This window comes from Mycobacterium sp. 1164966.3, from assembly GCF_001665395.1.
Lineage (GTDB): Bacteria > Actinomycetota > Actinomycetes > Mycobacteriales > Mycobacteriaceae > Mycobacterium.
Genome location: NZ_LZSG01000070.1, coordinates 26,063 through 46,429 on the forward strand (window position 1 = coordinate 26,063; position 20,367 = coordinate 46,429).

The 20,367-nt window shown below is 65.3% G+C and carries 16 protein-coding genes and 1 riboswitch; of the genes, 13 read left to right on the forward strand and 3 right to left on the reverse strand.

Translation table 11 applies throughout. The annotated features are described in order from the left end of the window. The first annotated feature begins 26 nt into the window (after window positions 1–26). From A9W99_RS24985 to A9W99_RS25005, 5 genes are all read left to right on the forward strand, one after another. Window positions 27–1,766, forward strand: a complete 1,740-nt coding sequence (locus A9W99_RS24985) for an AMP-binding protein (RefSeq protein ID WP_067384899.1) — start codon at window positions 27–29, stop codon at window positions 1,764–1,766. A 314-nt stretch (window positions 1,767–2,080) separates the two neighbouring features. Next, a complete protein-coding gene (locus A9W99_RS24990) occupies window positions 2,081–3,499 on the forward strand; it encodes an MFS transporter (protein WP_067384902.1) in 1,419 nt (472 codons plus the stop codon). A gap of 58 nt (window positions 3,500–3,557) precedes the next feature. After that, the gene (locus A9W99_RS24995) at window positions 3,558–5,279 is read left to right on the forward strand and encodes an AMP-binding protein (RefSeq protein WP_067384905.1); all 1,722 of its coding nucleotides are present in this window, start codon (window positions 3,558–3,560) and stop codon (window positions 5,277–5,279) included. A 3-nt stretch (window positions 5,280–5,282) separates the two neighbouring features. Further along, the gene (locus A9W99_RS25000; RefSeq protein ID WP_067384908.1) at window positions 5,283–6,371 is read left to right on the forward strand and encodes a zinc-binding dehydrogenase; all 1,089 of its coding nucleotides are present in this window, start codon (window positions 5,283–5,285) and stop codon (window positions 6,369–6,371) included. Between the two features lie 8 nt (window positions 6,372–6,379). After that, on the forward strand, window positions 6,380–6,943 hold the full coding sequence (locus tag A9W99_RS25005; protein ID WP_067384911.1) for a carboxymuconolactone decarboxylase family protein: 564 nt from the start codon (window positions 6,380–6,382) through the stop codon (window positions 6,941–6,943). 216 nt (window positions 6,944–7,159) lie between these two features. Here A9W99_RS25005 and A9W99_RS25010 read toward each other — a convergent pair whose 3' ends face one another. Next, entirely contained in the window at window positions 7,160–7,594 is a 435-nt protein-coding gene (locus A9W99_RS25010; protein ID WP_067384914.1) for a PaaI family thioesterase, read from the reverse strand. A gap of 58 nt (window positions 7,595–7,652) precedes the next feature. Between A9W99_RS25010 and A9W99_RS25015 the strand changes: the two genes are divergently transcribed. From A9W99_RS25015 to ileS, 4 genes are all read left to right on the forward strand, one after another. Next, a complete protein-coding gene (locus tag A9W99_RS25015; protein ID WP_067384917.1) occupies window positions 7,653–8,777 on the forward strand; it encodes a nitronate monooxygenase family protein in 1,125 nt (374 codons plus the stop codon). After that, a complete protein-coding gene (locus A9W99_RS25020; RefSeq protein WP_067384920.1) occupies window positions 8,774–9,442 on the forward strand; it encodes a TetR/AcrR family transcriptional regulator in 669 nt (222 codons plus the stop codon). Before A9W99_RS25015 ends, A9W99_RS25020 begins: the two co-directional genes overlap by 4 nt. Window positions 9,443–9,518: 76 nt before the next feature. Beyond that, window positions 9,519–9,688, forward strand: a riboswitch (M-box (ykoK) riboswitch). A 289-nt stretch (window positions 9,689–9,977) separates the two neighbouring features. Next, entirely contained in the window at window positions 9,978–10,226 is a 249-nt protein-coding gene (locus tag A9W99_RS25025) for an Rv1535 family protein (protein ID WP_067384923.1), read from the forward strand. Window positions 10,227–10,545: 319 nt separating this feature from the next. Then, window positions 10,546–13,677, forward strand: a complete 3,132-nt coding sequence (gene ileS / locus A9W99_RS25030) for an isoleucine--tRNA ligase (protein ID WP_067384927.1) — start codon at window positions 10,546–10,548, stop codon at window positions 13,675–13,677. A 65-nt stretch (window positions 13,678–13,742) separates the two neighbouring features. On the opposite strand, the gene A9W99_RS25035 is transcribed toward ileS, so the two are convergent. After that, window positions 13,743–14,309, reverse strand: a complete 567-nt coding sequence (locus A9W99_RS25035) for a class I SAM-dependent methyltransferase (RefSeq protein ID WP_067384930.1) — start codon at window positions 14,307–14,309, stop codon at window positions 13,743–13,745. Window positions 14,310–14,357: 48 nt separating this feature from the next. On the opposite strand from A9W99_RS25035, the gene A9W99_RS25040 reads away from it, so the two are divergent. Further along, the gene (locus tag A9W99_RS25040) at window positions 14,358–15,755 is read left to right on the forward strand and encodes a DNA polymerase IV (RefSeq protein WP_172828950.1); all 1,398 of its coding nucleotides are present in this window, start codon (window positions 14,358–14,360) and stop codon (window positions 15,753–15,755) included. Here the strand turns inward: A9W99_RS25040 and A9W99_RS25045 are convergent. Further along, window positions 15,720–16,655 carry an asparaginase gene (locus tag A9W99_RS25045; protein ID WP_067384936.1) on the reverse strand — a complete coding sequence of 312 codons (936 nt, stop codon included), beginning with the start codon at window positions 16,653–16,655 and terminating at the stop codon, window positions 15,720–15,722. The two genes, A9W99_RS25040 and A9W99_RS25045, sit on opposite strands and share 36 nt — an antisense overlap. Before the next feature lie 646 nt (window positions 16,656–17,301). Between A9W99_RS25045 and tnpB the strand changes: the two genes are divergently transcribed. The 3 genes from tnpB to A9W99_RS25065 are packed head-to-tail and all read left to right on the forward strand — an operon-like array spanning window position 17,302 to window position 20,362. Beyond that, the gene (gene tnpB / locus A9W99_RS25055; protein ID WP_253870407.1) at window positions 17,302–18,825 is read left to right on the forward strand and encodes an IS607 family element RNA-guided endonuclease TnpB; all 1,524 of its coding nucleotides are present in this window, start codon (window positions 17,302–17,304) and stop codon (window positions 18,823–18,825) included. 14 nt (window positions 18,826–18,839) lie between these two features. After that, on the forward strand, window positions 18,840–19,439 hold the full coding sequence (lspA, locus tag A9W99_RS25060; RefSeq protein ID WP_067385262.1) for a signal peptidase II: 600 nt from the start codon (window positions 18,840–18,842) through the stop codon (window positions 19,437–19,439). Beyond that, the gene (locus tag A9W99_RS25065; RefSeq protein WP_067384939.1) at window positions 19,436–20,362 is read left to right on the forward strand and encodes an RluA family pseudouridine synthase; all 927 of its coding nucleotides are present in this window, start codon (window positions 19,436–19,438) and stop codon (window positions 20,360–20,362) included. The genes lspA and A9W99_RS25065 overlap by 4 nt, the downstream gene beginning before the upstream one ends. Window positions 20,363–20,367: the final 5 nt, after the last annotated feature.

A 20,367-nucleotide genomic window follows, 5' to 3' on the forward strand; every position in this document is an offset into this window, starting at 1 on the left:
GGCATCGGCCACGGTAATCTAACGCCGTGGTTGAGACCTCCGTTCCGGCTGTGCTGCGCGAACGTGCGAGCTTACAGCCCGATGAAACAGCCTTCACGTTTGTCGATTACGAGAATGACTGGAATGGGGTTCAGGAGAGCCTGACGTGGTCGCAGCTTTATCGGCGGGCGCAAAACGTTGCACGGAAGCTCAAGGATTGCGCGTCAATAGGCGATCGCGCTGTCATATTGGCACCGCAAGGGCTTGACTACATTGTTGCCTTTGTCGGCGCATTGGAGGCAGGACTGATTGCGGTGCCGCTTTCGGTTCCATTGGGTGGTGTCAGCGATGAGCGGGTCAGCTCCGTGCTGCGCGACGCGTCGCCGACTGTCGTTCTCACGACGACTTCTGTCGCCGAAATCGTGGCTGACTATGTCAAGTCGCAGTCCAGCCATCCGACCGCTGAGGTCGTCGAGGTTGACTTACTGGACCTCGACGCTCGGCCGGGTTCCGGCGCCCGGCGCGGCACGCTGCCCGAGACCGCGTATTTGCAATACACGTCCGGATCGACCCGTCTGCCCGCCGGAGTGATGATCTCGCACCGTAACCTGGTGGCCAATTTCAAGCAGATCATCTCCGACTATTTTGCAGATTTCGGCGGTGTTGCCCCGCCGGACCTGACCATCGTTTCGTGGCTGCCGTTCTACCATGACATGGGCTTGGTTCTGGGAGTTTGCGCACCGATCCTGGGCGGATTCCGCACCGTGCTGACGAGTCCGGTGGCGTTTTTGCAGCGCCCGGCCCGATGGATTGAATTGCTGGCCAACAATACTCACGTATTCACCGCGGCGCCGAACTTTGCTTTCGAGCTTGCGGCACGGAAAACGTCAGACGAAGACATGGCCGGACTGGACCTCGGGGAAGTCCTGGTCATCCTCAGTGGTAGTGAGCGTGTTCATCCTGCGACGCTGCGGCGTTTCAATCAGCGCTTCGGGCGCTTTAATTTGCCCTACACCGCGATACGACCGTCATACGGGCTCGCAGAGGCAACTGTCTACGCAGCAACCCGCAACCCGGCCCAACCACCTCATATCGTGCACTTCAATTCCGAGAAGCTCTCTGTTGGCGACGCGGAGCGCTGCGAAAGCGGATCCGGTACGCCGCTTGTCAGCTATGGGGTCCCTCGTTCACCGATGATTCGAATCGTCGATCCGGATACCCGCATCGAGTGCCGTCCGGGAATGGCCGGCGAAATTTGGGTGCACGGCGGGAATGTCGCGATGGGCTACTGGCAGAAGCCGCAGGAGACCGAACGCACGTTCGGCGACCGGCTTGCCACTTCGTCGGCCGGCACGCCTGAAGGTCCTTGGCTGAGAACGGGAGACCGGGGATTTTTCTTCGAAGGTGAGCTGTTCATCATCGGCCGCATGAAGGATCTTTTGATCGTCTACGGGCGCAACCACTCACCCGATGACATCGAGGCGACGATCCAAGAGATCACGCGGGGCAGGTGCGCCGCGATCGCGGTTTCGGACGACCATACAGAGCAGCTCGTCGCCATCATCGAAGTCAAGCACCGAGCCGACTCACACGAGGAGGCGTCCGACAAGCTCGTCGCTGTAAAGCGTGACGTCACGTCGGCTATATCCAACTCGCACGGGCTGGGGGTCGCGGATCTTGTTGTGGTGCCGCCCGGTTCGATTCCGATCACCACCAGCGGCAAAGTCCGGCGGGCGGCGTGTGTGGAACACTATCGGGACGGTCGGTTCGCCCGCCTGGACGCCTGATACAGCTGCGCGGGCGCAGACCGCATATGGCAGAGCTATGTGGTGATGACGACGTGGTTCAGCCCGGTGAACACCAGGTACGTCATCAAAGCGGTTCAGGGTCAGGGATTTCCAAAACGGCGGCTGCGCAGCGTTGGTTTGCGGTACCGTAGCCCGCTATGGCGCGGGGTTCTCACCGACCCAGAGCAGGCACTATTTCGCTGGATGACATAACTCGCCGGATTAACGACTCCGATGCTCGGTACACCAACCAAGCTGTAGCTCAGGAGACCTACGTGCCCACGGAACCGCGGGCCCGCCGGTTCATCGGCGCCATGATCGCGCTCGGCAGCATGGAGCTGATGGCATCGATGGAACTCACCATCGGAATCGTGGCGCTTCCCAAGGTTCAGAACGACCTGAATCTTTCCAGCGCAGGGCGAACCTGGATTGTGTTCGCCACACTGCTCACCTGCAACGGACTGATCCTGGTGGGCGGTCGCTTGGGGGATGCCATCGGGCGCAAGCGCACCTTCATCATCGGGGTCGCGCTGTCCATTATCAGCTCAATACTGTCCGCGGTTGCGTGGGACCAGGGCAGTCTTATTGTGGCCCGGGCATTGAAGGGCGTAGCTATCGCGATCGTCGCACCCACCTGTCTGGCATTGGTGGCGACGACATTCCCGAAGGGTCGGGTGCGAAACAGCGCAATGGCGGTGTTCGCCGCGATGACGAGTGTCGGCTCAGTCCTTGGCTTGGTGGTGGGCGGGATACTCACTGATATCTCGTGGCGGCTGGCGGCTTTTTTCACTGCGCCCATCGGACTGCTGGCGCTTTATCTAGCCCGTACGGCGCTGCGAGAAACCCAGAAAGAACGGATGCCCCTCGACGTCACCGGGGCTGCACTGGCCACATCGGGCTTCGGCGCGGTGGTTTTCGGCTTCTCGGTCGGGGCCGAGAAGGGCTGGTTATCGGCCACCACGATTGCGTCCGTTGTGCTGGCCGTGATGGCTTTCGTCGCGTTCGCTGTGGTCGAGCGCCGAGCGGAAAACCCGTTGCTGCCTTTCAACCTCTTCGTTGACCGCAACCGGGTGGCCACCTTCGCGGCGTTGTTCCTCAGTGGCGGGGTGCTGACAAGCCTGATGCTGGTGATCACGGTGTATGTGCAGGACATCATGGGCTATAGCACGCTGCAAGCGGGCGTCGGCTTCATCCCCTTCGTCATAGCTGGAGGCATCGGGCTGGGCGCGGCCTCGCGGTTGGTGATGCGGTTTCCGCCGCGGGTGGTGGTTATCGTGGGCAGCGTTCTGGCGTTCAGCGCCATCCTGTACGGCTCGACGCTGAACCGCGGGATTCCGTACTTCCCGAATTTGGTGCTGCTGATCGTCGTCGGCGGTATCGGTATTGGGATGATTAGCATCCCGCTCCCGCTGTCGGTGATCGCCAGCGTCGGCTTCGACCGGATCGGGCCGGCGTCCGCGGTCACAGTTGTGCTGCAGGGTCTTGGCGGGCCGGTGGTGCTAGCCGTCATCCAGGCCGTCATTACATCCCACACGTTGTCCCTCGGCGGAGTCATCGGACCGGTGAAGTCCATGAACGCTGCACAGTTGCACGCCTTGGACGCTGGCTATACGTACGGCCTGTTGTGGCTGGCTGGAGTGGTCGTCCTGCTCGGGGCGGCGGCATCGTTCATCGGCTACTCGGCGCAGGAGGTGGCGCGGGCCCAGGAAGCGAAAATCGCCGCGGAGCTATAAGTCGCGACCTTGCTGCTTTCCAACATCCAGGGGCGCTGGCTGCGGTAACCTCAGCCACGTGTTCGAGACGTCCATTCCGGATGTGTTGCGCGAGCGTGCCTATTTGCAGCCGAATGACTCAGCGTTCACGTTCATCGATTACGACCAGGACTGGGCCGGAGTAACCGAACGCCTCACGTGGTCTCAGATATATCGGCGAACTTTGAATGTTGCACGCGAGCTCAGCCGTTGCGCAGCCAGCGGCGACCGCGCGGTGATTTTGGCACCTCAGGGGCTCCACTACGTCGCCGCATTTTTCGGCGCATTGCAGGCCGGGCTTGTCGCAGTCCCGCTGTCGGCTCCCGCTGGCGGCGCCCATGACGAACGGGTTCAGTCGGTCCTGCACGACACATCGCCGTCGGTCATCCTCACGACGTCCGCAGTTGTCAGCGAGGTGGCCAAGTATGTCCAAGCGCGAAACGGCGATTTCAGTCCGTTGATCATCGAGGTTGACTTGCTGGATCTTGACGCCAGATCGGCGTCTGACAGCAGAGGCAGTCTGCCCGATATTGCATATTTGCAGTACACGTCCGGATCGACTCGTCGGCCCGCAGGCGTCATGATCTCGCACCGAAACGTGCTCACCAATTTCCACCAGTGGATGCAGGAGTACTTCGCCGAACCGGTGACCGACATGACGATCGTGTCGTGGCTGCCGTTCTACCACGACATGGGCTTGATGCTGGGGATCTGCAAACCGCTTCTGGGCGGATTTCACGCTGTGCTCACGAGTCCGGTGGCCTTCCTACAGCGGCCGGCCCGCTGGATGCAACTGACCGCGAGCAATCGTCGCGCCGCCACGGCAGGACCCAACTTTGCCTTCGAATTGGCGGTGCGAAAAACCAGTGACGACGACATGGCCGGGCTTGACCTTGGAACCGTTATGGGAATCGCCAGTGGCAGCGAACGGATACACGCTGCCACGCTGCGCCGCTTCACCGAGCGGTTCGCCAAGTTCAACCTGAACCCAGCGGCAATTCGGCCCTCCTACGGGCTTGCCGAGGCAACTGTGTATGTGGCGACCCGCGCGCCCGGTGACCCACCACAGTTCGTCCGCTTCGAATCCGAGGCGTTGTCCGCCGGCCAGGTGAAGCGTTGTGCCAGCGGTGGGACCCCGCTGGTCAGTTACGGGGTGCGCCAATCCCCGATGGTGCGGATCGTCGATCCCGACACCAGAACCGAGTGCCCGGACGGAGCGACGGGTGAAATCTGGGTGCACGGCGACAATGTCGCGATGGGGTACTGGAGAAAACCCGAACAGTCGGAGCAGACGTTCCGCGCAAAGCTCGTCAACCCTTCGACGGGTACACCCGAAGGGCCGTGGCTGCGCACCGGCGATCTTGGCTTTTTCTCCCACGGCGAGTTGTTCATCATGGGCCGCATCAAGGACCTTCTGATCGTCTACGGGCGCAACCATTCTCCCGACGACATCGAGGCGACGATCCAGGAGATCACGCGGGGCCGCTGCGCGGCGATAGCGGTTCCCGACCGGGAGACCGAAAAGCTGGTCGCCATCATCGAATTCAGGCACAACGGTGATTCTCCGGAGGTTGCGTCGAACAAGCTCGTGGACGTCAAACGTGAAGTGGCCTCGGCGGTGTCGAATTCGCATGGCCTGGGAGTGGCGGATCTCGTTGTGGTAGCGCCTGGTTCGATTCCCATCACCACCAGCGGAAAGGTCAGGCGGGCTGCCTGCGTCGAGCAGTATCGGCAGAATCAGTTCGCCCGCTTGGACGCTTAGGCGGTGGCGCGGGCGCTGGTCTTGGAGGCGCCACGCCACCTCGTGGTCCGCGACTTTCCACTGCCAGAGGTTGGCGACGACGACGCGGTGGTGCGAGTCGCCGCCTGTGGGCTGTGTGGGACCGACCATGAGCAATACACCGGCCAGCTGTCCGGCGGGTTCGCCTTTGTTCCCGGTCACGAGACGGTCGGGACCATCGTCGCGGTCGGGCCGCAGGCGGCACAGCGATGGGGCGTGACGGAAGGCGACCGGGTAGCGGTCGAGGTGTTCCAGTCGTGTCGCCGATGCGCCAATTGCCTTGCCGGCGAATACCGGCGCTGCGAACGTCACGGCCTGGCGGACATGTATGGCTTCATCCCGGTCGAGCGCCGGCCCGGACTCTGGGGCGGCTACGCCGAATACCAGTACCTGGCACCGGACTCGATGCTGTTGCCGGTGGCCGCTGACCTCAGCCCGGCGGTCGCCACTTTGTTCAACCCGCTTGGAGCTGGAATACGTTGGGGAGTAACGGTTCCCGGCACCGGCCCGGGTGACGTGGTGGCCATCCTGGGTCCCGGCATCCGGGGGCTGTGCGCCGCCGCGGCCGCAAAGGAGGCCGGCGCCGGGTTCGTGATGGTCACCGGCCTGGGCCCGCGCGACGCCGACCGGCTGGCGCTGGCGCCGCAATTCGGGGCCGACCTCGTCGTCGACGTGGCCGTCGAGGACCCGGTGGCCGCGCTGACGAAGCAGGCCGGTGGGCTGGCGGACGTCGTGATCGACGTGACGGCCAAGGCGCCGGCGGCGTTCGCGCAGGCGATCGCCCTGGCCCGGCCCGCCGGGACGGTCGTCGTCGCCGGCACCCGCGGATTCGGCAGCGGAGCGCCGGGCTTCACCCCCGACCTGGTCGTGATGAAGGAGTTGCGCGTGATCGGGGCCCTCGGCGTCGACGTCACCGCTTACCGGGCCGCCCTGGACTTGCTCGGGTCGGGTCGCTACCCGTTCGCGAGCCTGCCCCGTCGTTGCGTGGGGCTCGGAGAGGCGAAGGAGCTGCTGGCTACCATGGCCGGTGAACGCGACACTATCCCGCCGGTACACGGAGTGCTCACCCCATGACCCAACACATGAAGCCGGCTCGCGTGCCCCTGTTGCCGCTCGGCGAGGCCAAGGCCGCTGCCGACGAGGCCGGTGTGCCCGACTATATGGCCGAGCTCAGCATCTTCCAGGTGCTGCTGAACCACCCGAGACTGGCGCGGACGTTCAACGACCTGCTCGCCACCATGTTGTGGCACGGTGCGCTCGACTCACGGTTGCGCGAGCTGGTGATCATGCGGATCGGCTGGCTCACCGGATGTGACTACGAGTGGACCCAACACTGGCGGGTCGCTTCGGGCCTCGGTGTCTCGTCCGAAGATCTGCTGGGCGTCCGCGATTGGCAGGGATACAACGGATTTGGCGCCGCCGAGCGGGCGGTGCTGGCAGCCACCGACGACGTGGTGCGCGATGGCGCGGTGAGTGCCGCGAGCTGGACGGCTTGCGAACGCGAGTTGCATTGCGATTCAGCGGTTCTCATCGAACTGGTCACCGCGATCGGTGCCTGGCGCATGGTCGCATCGATGCTGCGCAGCCTCGAGGTCCCGCTGGAGGAGGGCGTGTCCAGCTGGCCGCCCGACGGGAAAGCCCCGTGACTGCTGGCGAATGTGGGCTTATGCGACGGCCGTGGCCGAACGGCGTGTTGGGCGTTGGGTGTGCATCCTGGGCTTTCGGCGTGAGCACACGGCTTTCGGTGTGAACGCACGGCTTTCGGTGTGACAACCCGGTGGGGATCGGCGCGATTTTCCCGCCCAGGATTCACGCGCAAAGCCCAGGATTCACGCGCAAAGCCCAGGATTCACGCGGCCCGCTCACACGATCCGGTAGGTCTGCACCGCGTGGGCCACGACATTGCCGTCGGAGTCGGACGCGGTGATCTCGGTGAACGTGAGTTCCTTGCGCCGGCGGGCCGTTCGGGCCTGGCAGATGAGATCGCAGCGCTTGGCGGCCCCGGTGTACTGGATGCTCATCGCGACCGTCGAGGCCCGCATGCCCTTGTCGAAGTCGTGGTTCGACCACGCCGCCGCCGCACCGGCGGTGTCCATCACCGATGCGATCACCCCGCCGTGGAAGTACACGCCGTCATTGGTGAGGTCTTCGCGGAAGGGGAGCCGGATCGCGACATCGTCCGGTTCGTAGCGCTCGAACACGATGCCCAGGCCGCCGATGAACGGCGTGGTGGTCATCAGGTCGCGCACCGCTTGGCGGCGGCGATGCTGCTGTTCGGCGGTCAATGGCTCGGACATGGGTGGCAGCGTACTCCAATAGATTGACATATCAATCAATAACTCTTAACGTCGGGCAATGCGGACCCGAGTCGCCGAAATGCTCGGCGTTGAATTCCCAATTTGCGCCTTCAGCCACTGCCGTGACGTCGTTGCCGCGGTGTCCAACGCGGGGGGCTTCGGCATCCTCGGCGCTGTCGCGCACAGCCCCGAACGGCTGCAAAACGAGCTGACCTGGATCGAGGCGCAGACCGGCGGCAAACCCTACGGGGTCGACCTGCTGTTGCCGCCCAAGTACGTCGGCGCCGAACAAGGTGGGATCGAGGCCGAGCAGGTGCGCGAGCTGCTGCCCGAGGAGCACCGCGCGTTTCTGGACGACCTGCTGGTGCGCTACGGCATAGCGGTGCAAGACCAGCAACGCGAACCATCCGGACGCGGGCTGAACATATCGCCGAAGGGATACCAGCCACTGCTCGATGTGGCTTTCGCCCACGACATCCGGTTGATCGCCAGCGCGCTCGGGCCGCCGCCGCCCGATCTGGTTCAGCGTGCCCACGACCAGAATGTGCTGGTCGCCGCGCTGGCAGGCACCACACAGCACGCGCGACGGCACGCGGCGGCGGGCGTCGACTTGATCGTCGCGCAAGGCACCGAGGCCGGCGGTCACACCGGCGAGGTGGCGACCATGGTCCTGGTGCCCGAGATCGTCGATGCAGTAGGCCCGGTGCCCGTATTAGCCGCGGGCGGGATCGCCCGGGGCCGTCAGATCGCCGCAGCTCTGGCCCTGGGTGCTGAAGGGGTGTGGTGCGGCTCGGTGTGGCTGACCACTGAGGAAGCCGAAACACCGCCGGTGGTCAAGGACAAATTCCTGGCCGCCAGTTCCTCTGACACGGTGCGGTCGCGGTCGATGACGGGCAAACCGGCGCGGATGCTGCGCACCGCCTGGACCGACGAGTGGGACCGGCCCGACAGCCCTGACCCGCTCGGCATGCCGCTGCAGACCGCGCTGGTCGGCGAGCCGCAGCTGCGCATCAATCAGGCCGCCGGTCACCCCGGCGCCAAGGCGCGTGAGCTGGCGACCTATTTCGTCGGGCAGGTAGTCGGATCGCTGGACCGGGTCCGGCCGACACGTGCCGTGGTGCTCGACATGGTTGAGGAGTTCATCGACACCGTCGGGCGCCTCGAGGGCTTGATAGACAGGTGAGCACCACCACCCGCCGGCGTCGCGCGGTCAGTGCCGAGGACAAGTCGCAGCGGCGCGAGCAGATCATGACCGCTGCCAAAGAAGTGTTCGGCCGCAAGGGCTTTCACGCCACGACCATAGCCGACATCGCCAAACAGGCCGGCTTGGCCTATGGATCGGTGTATTGGTACTTCGACTCCAAAGAAGAGCTTTTCCACGCGTTGATGGCGGTTGAGGAGCTGGCGTTGCGCGCGCGTGTCGCGACAGTGCTGAACGACCTGAACGGGCTACCGCATAGGGGAGAAGCGTCGTTGCGGGCCTTGCTGAAAGCCTCCGTGCAGGCGACGTTCGAGTTCTTCGAAGCCGACAAAGCCACCGTCAAACTGCTCTTCCGTGACGCCTATGCACTTGGCGACCGATTCGAAAAACACCTGGGCGGCATCTACGAGCGGTTCATCGACGATATCGAGACCATCATCGTCGCCGCTCAACAGCGCGGCGAGATGGTCGACGCCCCGCCGCGGATGGCGGCGTACACGCTGGCGGCACTCGTCGGCCAGTTGGCGCACCGGCGACTCAGCACCGACGACGACGTCACCGCAGGTCAGGTTGCCGACTTCGTGGTTGCACTGGTGCTCGACGGCCTGCGCCCCAGAACGAAGGTGAACATCGCCAGCAAAGACTGAAGAAAACGTAAATATTCGAAAACGCGCGCTGAAACGGTTTGACCCGAGCACATCAACTGGTGCATCATCGGTCGGGTAAGCACCTCGTTAGGTGAGGCGGCTACACGAACACAGGCCACTGACCCCGAACGTCGAAAGACGCCCCGGGTCAGGACAGCTCCTCCCGGATTAAGGGTTGAGCCCAGGTGGCTTCCGGTTTGCCGGACACGTCGTGTGGTGCCAAAACTCTGACGAGAGGGGTGCCGGTTTCCGACGGTCGTCGGGATCTCTGTACTCCTTTGTGCACGCCTAGATCGTGCGGGTAGCCGCGCATCGTGACCGCGAGGGAGGTGAGGGACGCATGAGTTCCAGTGATAGTCCGGGTCGATATCCGGACTGCGTTTCGTCCCGATCCGGTCTGCGGCGCAACGTTTTCAGCGTTCTCGGCTGAGCCGTCAAAGCCAGATCCTCATTGGATCGGAACCACTACGGGACGAACGACGTCAGTTCAAGTCAGTCCACTAGTGCTCGTTCGATCTTTCAACAGGAGGCGATCATGACCGCTGCTCTCTACGACGAAGTGTCCGTAACCGCCGCGCCCAAGCTGCACGTTGTGCGCGACGGAGCTTCAATCCAGCCCGCTGCACCCAAGAAGCCCGCTGCACCCAAGAAGGTTGCCCGCCGCGTCGAGAACCGGCCGTACAGCGACCCACTGGCCGACGGGGCTGCCCGGTTGCTCACCGTTCCGGTGCGTCACGTGTACGCGGCGCTGCTGCGCATCGGCGTGCTCGAAGTCCAGACCTAGTGCCATGGCGGGCGAGCAGACACAAAATCGCCCTTTTCCGCATCGAAATGGGCGATTTTGCGTCTGCTCGGCACATGAGAGCCGCGGTCGTTACTAAAATTTGCGGCGCTCAGTAGAATCTGTGCATCGGCATCGATCCGGCTATCACCGGGGAGCCTTCGGAAGAACAGCTAGACAAGCCCAGTAGAACCGAACGGGTGGGCCCGTCACAGCCTTGAACGAGTGGCCGCGCGGCAGCGTGGCAAGCGGGGTGGTACCGCGGCGCTCGCGCCCCAGCGCGTCGTCGTCCCCGTGCCTGCACCGATGGCACAGGAGACGGATGAGCGACAGCGCCTACCCACGAACCGACCTGGGCGCCGACCAACATGGCGGCTCCCCGGACTTTCCCGCGCTGGAAGCGCAGGTTCTGGACTACTGGTTCCACGACGACACTTTCCGGGCCAGCATCGCCCGTCGCGAGGGGGCCCCGGCCTACGTGTTCTACGACGGGCCGCCGTTCGCCAACGGTCTGCCACATTTCGGTCACCTGCTCACCGGATACGTCAAAGACATCGTGCCGCGGTACCGCACCATGCGCGGCTACAAGGTGGACCGCCGTTTCGGCTGGGACACCCACGGGCTGCCGGCCGAGCTCGAGGTTGAGCGCCAACTGGGCATCACCGACAAGTCCCAGATCGACGACATGGGGATCGCCGCCTTCAACGACGCCTGCCGTGCGTCGGTGCTGCGCTACACCGACGAATGGCAGACCTATGTGACCCGCCAAGCTCGCTGGGTCGACTTCGACAATGACTACAAGACCCTGGACCCGACCTACATGGAGTCGGTGATCTGGGCCTTCAAGCAGCTGTGGGACAAGGGGCTGGCCTATGAGGGCTACCGGGTGCTGCCCTACTGCTGGCGCGACGAAACCCCGCTGTCCAATCACGAACTGCGGATGGACGACGACGTCTATCAGAGCCGCCAAGACCCCGCTCTGACAGTCGGATTCAAGGTTTCCGGTGGGCAGCTGAACGGTGCCTATCTGCTGGTGTGGACGACCACGCCGTGGACCCTGCCGTCGAACCAAGCGGTCGCCGTCCACCCGGACGTCACCTACGTTCAGGTCAGGTCCGGCGATCGCCGTGTGGTGCTGGCCGAGGCGCGGCTGGCCGCCTATGCCCGTGAGCTGGGTGAAGAGCCCGAAGTGCTCGCAACCTATCGCGGCGATGAGCTGCTGGGCGTGCACTACCTGCCCCCGTTCCCGTATTTCATGGACTCGGCCAACGCATTTCAGGTGCTTGCGGGAGATTTCGTGACCACCGAAGACGGCACCGGCATCGTGCATATGGCGCCGGCCTACGGCGAAGACGACATGAGCACGGCTGAGAAGGCCGGCATCACGCCGGTCACGCCGGTCGACGCCAGGGGCCGCTTCGACGCCACCGTCCCGGATTATCAGGGGCAGCACGTTTTCGACGCCAACCCGCAGATCATCCGTGACCTGAAGAGCCAGACCGGCCCGGCCGCGGTGAACCGACCCGTGCTGATTCGCCACGAAACCTACGAGCACCCTTACCCGCACTGCTGGCGCTGCCGTAACCCGCTGATCTATCGGGCGGTGTCGTCGTGGTTCGTCACTGTGACCGAGTTCCGTGACCGCATGGTGGAACTGAACCAGCAGATCACCTGGTATCCCGAACATGTCAGGGACGGCCAGTTCGGCAAATGGCTGGAGGGTGCGCGGGATTGGTCGATCTCGCGAAACCGCTACTGGGGCACGCCGATTCCGGTGTGGAAATCCGATGATCCGGCCTACCCGCGGATCGACGTCTACGGCAGCCTGGACGAGCTGGAGCGCGACTTCGGGGTGCGTCCGGACAACCTGCACCGGCCCTACATCGACGAGCTCACCCGTCCCAACCCGGATGACCCGACGGGCCGCAGCACCATGCGCCGCATCCCCGATGTGCTCGACGTGTGGTTCGACTCGGGCTCCATGCCCTACGCGCAGGTGCATTATCCGTTCGAGAACCAGGATTGGTTCGACGCTCATTACCCCAGCGACTTCATCGTCGAGTACATCGGGCAGACGCGCGGCTGGTTCTATACCCTGCATGTGCTGGCCACCGCGATCTTCGACCGGCCGGCGTTCAAAACCTGTGCGGCGCACGGAATTGTGCTGGGCTCCGACGGGCAGAAGGCAAGCAAGTCGCTGCGGAATTACCCCGACGTCTACGAGGTTTTCGATCGCGACGGCTCCGACGCGACACGGTGGTTCCTGATGGCCTCGCCGGTGCTGCGCGGCGGCAACCTGATCGTCAGCGAGCAGGGCATCCGCGAGGGCGCACGTCAGGTGCTGCTGCCGCTGTGGAACGCCTATACCATCCTGCGCCTGTATGCGCCGAAAGTCGGTGTCTGGCGCACCGATTCGAAGCATGTGCTGGACCGCTACATCCTGGCCAAGCTGGCAGTGCTGCGTGACGATCTGACCGAGGCGATGGAGGTCTGCGACCTGCCCGGCGCCTGTGAACAGCTGCGCCTGTTCACCGAGGCACTGACGAATTGGTATGTGCGACGGTCACGTCCGCGATTCTGGGAAGAAGACACCGACGCCATCGACACCCTGCACACCGTGCTGGAGGTGACGGCGCGGCTTTCCGCGCCGCTGCTACCACTGGCCACCGAGGTCATTTGGCGCGGGCTCACCGGAGAACGGTCGGTGCACCTGACCGATTGGCCCGAGGCAGATCTGCTGCCCGCCGATGCGTACCTGGTGGCCGCGATGGATCAGGTCCGCGAAGTGTGTTCGGCCGCATCGTCGCTGCGCAAGGCCAAGAAGCTAAGGGTGCGGCTTCCGTTGCCGAAACTGACTGTGGCAGTGGAGGATCCGAAGCGCCTGCAGCCGTTCACCGACCTGATCGGCGACGAGCTCAACGTCAAGCAGGTGGAACTGAACGACGCGATCGACACCTATGGCCGCTTCGAGCTCACCGTCAACGCCCGGGTGGCCGGGCCGCGGCTGGGCAAGGATGTGCAGGCGGCGATCAAAGCGGTCAAAGCCGGCGAAGGCGTGGTCAACGCCGACGGCACCCTGACGGCCGGTCCCGCGGTACTGCAACCCGACGAGTACAGCTCACGGCTGGTGGCCGCCGACCCCGAGTTCACCGCGCCGCTACCCGGCGGGGCCGGGCTGGTCGTGCTGGACGGCACCGTGACTCCCGAGCTGGAGGCCGAGGGCTGGGCCAAGGACCGCATCCGGGAGTTGCAGGAGTTGCGCAAGTCCACCGGGCTGGATGTCTCCGACCGGATCCGGGTGCTGATGTCGGTACCCGCAGAGCGGGCCGACTGGGCGCGCACCCACCGCGACCTGATCGCCGGCGAGGTCCTGGCCACCAGCTTCGAATTCGGCGAGCCCGGCGACGGCGTGGAGATCGGCGACGGCGTACGAGTGAGCATCGCCAAGGTCTAGCTTCGCGAAAGTGCAACTGCCCACGCATTTCCAGAGAACGCCCGTCGGCAGTTGCACTTTGGCGGCTAGGGTTTGACCGCCCGCCAGCGCTGCCTACCGGCGCCGGCGTTGACGACGACGTCCTGAAAGCCCGCTGCGCGCAAGCGATCCGGCAACGTCTCGGGCGGAACGGGGTTGTAAGTGTCGCGAAAATGCAGGATGCGTAACTTCAGCGACGGCACGCTGTCGCTGCCGACAAAGATGCCACCCGGGCGCAGCACGCGAAAAGCTTCGGCGAACAACCGGTCCTGCAGTTCGGCCGTGGGAACGTGGTGCAGCATGGTGAACGACAACACCGAGCTGAACTCGTTGGCGGGCAAACCGGTATCGGTGCCGTCGCCGTTGATGATGCGCGCCCGGTCCCCGTACAGGCTTTGGAGCCGCTGGGCCATCGACGCATCGATCTCGACCGCGGACAGGTCTGGCGTCTTGTCGATCAGCACTCGCAGAAACGCGCCGTAGCCCGGTCCGATTTCGAGAGTCTTGTCACCGAGTTCCACGTCGGCAAGCACCGTCGGCAACATGTGGTGTTCGACTTCCCTCGCCCAGCGATCCGAGCTGCAGCACAGCCGGTGACAAAGGTTCATTGCCATGCTCAAAACCGTAGCCCAATAGCATTGCTCGCTGTGGAGTCCCGTTGGGTGCTGCACCTGGACATGGATGCGTTTTTCGCCTCCGTCGAACAACTCACCCGGCCCACCCTGCGGGGGCGACCGGTGCTGGTGGGCGGTCTGGGTGGCCGGGGTGTCGTGGCCGGCGCGAGCTACGAGTCCCGGGTGTTCGGTGCCCGGTCGGCCATGCCGATGCACCAGGCGCGACGGCTGGTCGGCGTGACGGCGGTGGTGCTGCCGCCGCGCGGCGTGGTCTACGGCGTCGCCAGCCGACGCGTCTTCGATACCGTCCGCAGCCTGGTGCCCGTCGTGGAGCAGCTGTCCTTCGACGAGGCATTCGGGGAACCGCCCCAGCTGGCCGGGGCGTCGGCCGAGGACGTCGAAGCCTTCTGCGAAAACCTGCGGCGACGGGTACGCGAGGAGACCGGCCTGGTCGCCAGCGTCGGCGCCGGATCCGGTAAGCAGATCGCGAAGATAGCGTCCGGCCTGGCCAAACCCGACGGTATCCGGGTGGTCCATCGCACCGAGGAACAGTTGCTGCTCGGTGGGTTGCCGGTACGCCGGCTGTGGGGCATCGGACCGGTCGCCGAGGAGAAGCTGCACCGGCTCGGCATCGAGACCATCGGCCAGCTGGCCGCGCTCACCGACGCCGAAGCAGCCAACATCCTGGGTGCAACCGTCGGGCCCGCCCTGCATCGACTGGCCCGGGGCATCGACGATCGACCCGTCGCCGAGCGTGCCGAGGCCAAGCAGATCAGCGCCGAGTCCACCTTTGCCGTCGACCTGACCACCCTGGACCAGTTGCGCGAAGCGATCGACCCCATCGCCGAGCATGCACATCAGCGCCTGCTGCGCGACGGCCGTGGTGCGCGCACCGTCACGGTGAAGCTGAAGAAGTCCGACATGAGCACACTGACCCGGTCCGCGACGATGCCCTACGCCACGACGGAAGTGGGCACCCTCGTCGCAGTAGCCCGTCGGCTGCTGCTCGACCCGATGCAGATAGGTCCCATTCGCCTTCTCGGCGTTGGGTTTTCGGGGCTGAGCGATGTGCACCAGGAATCGCTGTTCCCGGATTTGGAACTCTCGGAGCCGGAGTCGGATTCCCAACATCCCGTCGAAACCGCGAACGAGGCGATGTTCGCACCGGGTTCCGAGGCCTCGCCCTGGCGGATCGGTGACGACGTCACGCACCCCGGTTTCGGCCACGGCTGGGTGCAGGGTGCGGGCCACGGGGTGGTCACCGTGCGATTCGAGACCCGGGGTTCGGGGCCGGGACAGGCTCGGACCTTCCCCGCCGACACCGGCGACCTCGCCCGCGCCAACCCGATCGACTCGCTGGACTGGCCGGACTACGTCGGCGCACTACGTGACGAGCAGCCGGCGGAAGGCTCAACCCCAGCGGTCGACGACGTCGGCGACGGGTAACCCCGCCGCCAGCGCGGCCATTACCAGCACCCGGGTCTGCGGCGGTGCCAGGTTCGGCACCATGATCGCCCCGGCCTCCACCAAATCGTGTCCGGGACCGTATCCCGCACTGACCCGTCCGCCGGGGACTCGCGTGGACACCGCGACCGTCACCCCATCGCGGCAGTGCCGGCGAACCCCCTCGACCACGGCGTCCCCGGCATTGCCCGACCCGACCGCCTCCAGCACCACGGCGCGTGCCCCGGCCGCCACACACGCTTCCAGCGCCACCGCGTCGCTACCCAGGTAGGCGGCGACGATGTCGACCCGCGGCGCGCCGCCAGCGCGCACATCGCCGACATATGGGCGGGTCTTAGCCCCAAGGGTGATCTCGCCGGAAACCGTGCCGAGCGTCTCACCGATAAACCCGCTCAGGTCGGCGGTGGCGGCTTTCCGCAGGCCCAACGGCTGCATGACCCTGCCGGCGAAACACACCAGCACGCCCTGGTCAACCGCCTGCGCACTGGCCGCCAGTGCCAACGCATCGCGCAGATTTGCCGGGCCGTCCGCGTCTGGCGCGTCGGCACTGCGCATGGCACCGGTCATTACGACCGGGGCCCGCCCGCAGTAGGTCAGCTCGAGCCACAGCGCAGTCTCCTCGAGGGTGTCGGTCCCGTGCGTGATGACGAATCCGCCGGCGCCGCGATCGGTCGCCGTCTGCATCGCAGCGCGGATCCGATCCCAGTCGGCCGGCGTCAGCTGCGAGCTGTCCAGCGCCATCAGGTCGACGATGTCGATGTCGAGGTCGCTGTCGAGACCCGCCATCAGGTCCGCGCCGCCGCGGCTGGGCCGGCGCACCCCGTCGGCGCCCCGGGTGGTGGCAATCGTGCCGCCAGTAGTGATGACGGTGACGCGGGCCATGCTGGGATCTTCGCGCAGGGCATTGGTTTACTCGCATGCGGGGTCCTGTGATGAACCGTACCGGTAAGTCCGGAGACATTCTGATGTCAAGTTGGCGGCGTGGGTGGGTGTGGATCCGCAGACGGCGTATTCGTGGGTGGGGGAGGATCGGATGTCGGTTCCGTTCGGGCGCTCGCCGTCGCGCACGATCCTGGTCGAGGCGGCGAAGTGGAGTGGGCCTCAGTGTGGTGGTGTAGGCCCGGATGTCCGGCGATGATCAGCCGCGGGGTCGGATCGTCGGGCCTCCCTGCTGACTGGGTGGCCACCGGCAGGCGGGTCAGGTGGTCGGGAGAGGCTAGGGCATGAATGGCATAGGCACGACGCCCGTATTTTGTCGGACCCGTCCGCCAGAGTGATGGTTGTGGAGCATCAGGGTCCGCTGGCCCGTATCGCGGTCGAGCATCTGGTACCGCGCTGGCGGCCCAGTGCCGGCGGTTCGTGGTCGTCGACGACGGTGAGAGCACCGCGCAATTGGTGCGCGACATGATCGAGGTGCTCACCAGCATTTGCGCCGGGTTGTATAGACGCCGCGGCCCCCGGAATCGGGTACCTCGCGCAGTGACCGCGATGAAGCACGTGGAACCCGCTACCAAGGCCGGGTGAATCCGTGGCGCGGTTTGAGATCCCGGAAGGCTGGACGGCGCAAGCGTATCGGTTTGCACTGGATCCGACGGCGGCCCAACTGCAGGCGTTGTGCTCGCATGCCGGAGCGCGCAATTTCGCCTTCAACACGATGTTGGCGGCGGTCAAAGCCAACCTGGATCAGCGGACCGCAGAGAAAACCTATGGCCTGGCCGCAGAGGAGCTGACCCCGTGTCTTGGCTGGTCGATGCGCTCGCTGCGTGATGAGTGGAACCAGCGCAAGCATGTCGTGGCGGTGGGTGAGGACGGCATGCCGTGGTGGGAGGAAAACAGCAAGGAGGCCTACGCGTCGGGGTGTCAGGCGTTGGCCAACGCGCTGCAGAACTGGTCCACCTCGCGCACAGCGCGCCGCAAGGGTCCGCGGGTGGGTTTTCCCCGGTTTAAGTCCAAGCGCCACTCGGTCAAAAAGTTTACCTTCACTACCGGGGCGTTGCGGGTCGAACCGGACCGCCGCCATGTGGTGTTACCCCGTATCGGGCGGGTGCGCACCCTAGAGTCGACCCGCAAACTGGCCCGCCGGCTTGAGACCAGCACGGCGCGGATCCTGTCGGCCACCGTCAGTTTCACCGGCGGGCGGTGGCACTGCGCCTTTCAGGTGATCGTTGCAGGTAAGACCCGGCCCGCGCACGCCTGCCGATCCCGGCATCCGGTGGTCGGTGTGGATGTCGGGGTCAAAGACCTACTGGTGATTGCCGCCCCGGACGGGACAGAGGTGGCCCGCATCCCCGCGCCCAAACCTTTGGCGCGGGCGCAATCACGGTTGCGAGCCGCTCAGCGTCAGGCCGCGCGCCGGTGCGGCCCCTATGATCCGAAGACCCAGACGCGCCGGGAGCCCTCGAAACGCTGGCAGCGCGCTATCGCGCGGGTGGGGCGGATTCATGCTTGGGTGGCCGCGATCCGCGCCCAGGAGATCCACCAGGCCACCACCGATCTTGCGGTGGCACATCAGGTGGTGGCGGTCGAGGAGCTCGCGGTCAAGAACATGGCGCGGCGGAGTGGGCGGCGCAAACGCGGTCTCAACCGCGCCCTGGGGGATGCCGCGCTCGGCCGCATCGCCACCCAACTGGGCTACAAGACCACCTGGTATGGCGCCCAATTGGTGAGAGCACCCAGATTCTTCCCGTCGACTCAACTGTGTTCGCGCTGCGCGGCGAAAACCAAGCTTCGTCTGCGCGACCGTATTTACCGTTGCCGCAACGGATGCCCGCCTTTGTGTCGAGATTTGAATGCGGCGATCAACCTCGCCCGCCTCGGCGACCCCACCCACGGCGGGGGAAGAAGGACCGGTACCGGCAGTAGGCCGGCCGCCAGCGTTTCGGCTGGAGATGGACGTGGAGCCTTCCACAAGACCAGCCCCATCACCACCTCGGGTGTGGTGGGGGACGGCAGGAGGCGACGAAGCGTCAACCCCGCACCCCGCGGGGACCGCTGCTCCGCAAGGAGAAGCTGCCTGAAATGCAAGCCACCCAAACGCTTACATTTCAGGTGACGGATGATGGGGGAGTGCCTGACGAACCCACAGGATCGGCTGAGCCGCAGACTGCGACCGCTGGTGAAAGCGAAGCCCCGCCGCAGAGTCCTCCCCGGCGGCTGCGCCTGCTGCTGACCGTCGCGGCAGTCGTCCTGACGCTCGACATCGTCACCAAAGTGCTGGCCGTGCGACTGCTCCCCCCTGGTCAACCGGTGTCGATCATCGGCGACACGGTGACCTGGACTTTGGTGCGCAACTCGGGGGCTGCGTTCTCCATGGCGACCGGATACACGTGGGTATTGACCCTGATCGCGACCGGTGTCGTGGCCGGCATCTTCTGGATGGGGCGACGGCTGGTGTCGCCGTGGTGGGCCATCGGCCTGGGCATGATCCTCGGTGGCGCGATGGGCAACCTGGTGGACCGGTTCTTCCGTTCGCCCGGGCCGCTGCGGGGACACGTGGTGGATTTCTTGTCTGTCGGCTGGTGGCCGGTGTTCAACGTCGCGGACCCTTCCGTCGTCGGCGGGGCCATCCTGCTGGTGGTGCTGTCCGTCTTCGGCTACGACTTCGACAGCGTGGGCCGGCGTAGACCCGGTGAAACCGGCCACCGAGAGGCCGACCAGGCCAAATGACGGACCGCTCGATGCTCGTCCCGGACGGCCTGGCGGGCATGCGTGTCGACGCGGGCCTGGCGCGCCTTCTTGGCTTGTCGCGCAGCGCAGCGGCGGCTCTCGCCGAAGACGGCGGTGTCGAACTCGACGGAGTGCAGGCCGGGAAATCGGACCGCCTCACGTCGGGGGCCCTGCTGCAGGTGCGGCTGCCCGAACCGGCAGCGCCGCTGGAAAACACGCCCGTCGACATCGAGGGCATGACGATCCTGTACTCCGACGACGACATCATCGCCGTCGACAAACCAGCCGCGGTGGCCGCGCACGCGTCGGTCGGCTGGACGGGCCCCACCGTGCTCGGCGGCTTGGCCGCCGCCGGTTACCGGATCACCACGTCGGGTGTGCACGAGCGGCAGGGAATCGTGCATCGCCTGGACGTCGGAACGTCGGGGGTGATGGTGGTGGCGCTCTCCGAGCGCGCCTACACCGTGCTCAAGCGCGCGTTCAAGCAGCGCACCGTGGACAAGCGCTACCACGCGCTGGTGCAGGGACATCCGGATCCGTCCAGTGGGACCATCGACGCCCCCATCGGCCGGCACCGCGGCAACGAGTGGAAGTTCGCGGTCACCAAGAACGGCCGGCACAGCATCACCCACTACGACACCGTGGAAGCATTCGTCGCCGCCAGCCTGCTCGACGTGCATCTGGAAACCGGTCGCACGCACCAGATCCGGGTGCATTTCGCCGCGCTGCATCACCCGTGCTGCGGCGACCTTGTCTACGGGGCCGATCCGACGTTGGCGAAAAAGCTTGGGCTGCAACGTCAATGGTTACACGCACGGTCGCTGGCATTCGCTCATCCGGCCGATGGGCGCCGCATCGAGATTGTCAGTCCATACCCACCGGACCTGCAGCACGCGCTTGACGTATTGCGCGGCGACGGCTGATCGGA

Excerpts from the sequence above, each read along its gene's own strand:
- A9W99_RS25025 (WP_067384923.1), top strand. The coding sequence starts at position 9,978 with ATGACCGCTGCTCTCTACGACGAAGTGTCCGTAACCGCCGCGCCCAAG.
- A9W99_RS25045 (WP_067384936.1), bottom strand. The coding sequence starts at position 16,655 with ATGGCCCGCGTCACCGTCATCACTACTGGCGGCACGATTGCCACCACC.
- A9W99_RS25010 (WP_067384914.1), bottom strand. The coding sequence starts at position 7,594 with ATGTCCGAGCCATTGACCGCCGAACAGCAGCATCGCCGCCGCCAAGCG.
- A9W99_RS24990 (WP_067384902.1), top strand. The coding sequence starts at position 2,081 with ATGATCGCGCTCGGCAGCATGGAGCTGATGGCATCGATGGAACTCACC.
- ileS (WP_067384927.1), top strand. The coding sequence starts at position 10,546 with ATGAGCGACAGCGCCTACCCACGAACCGACCTGGGCGCCGACCAACAT.
- A9W99_RS25035 (WP_067384930.1), bottom strand. The coding sequence starts at position 14,309 with ATGGCAATGAACCTTTGTCACCGGCTGTGCTGCAGCTCGGATCGCTGG.
- A9W99_RS25015 (WP_067384917.1), top strand. The coding sequence starts at position 7,653 with ATGCGGACCCGAGTCGCCGAAATGCTCGGCGTTGAATTCCCAATTTGC.
- A9W99_RS25005 (WP_067384911.1), top strand. The coding sequence starts at position 6,380 with ATGAAGCCGGCTCGCGTGCCCCTGTTGCCGCTCGGCGAGGCCAAGGCC.
- A9W99_RS25065 (WP_067384939.1), top strand. The coding sequence starts at position 19,436 with ATGACGGACCGCTCGATGCTCGTCCCGGACGGCCTGGCGGGCATGCGT.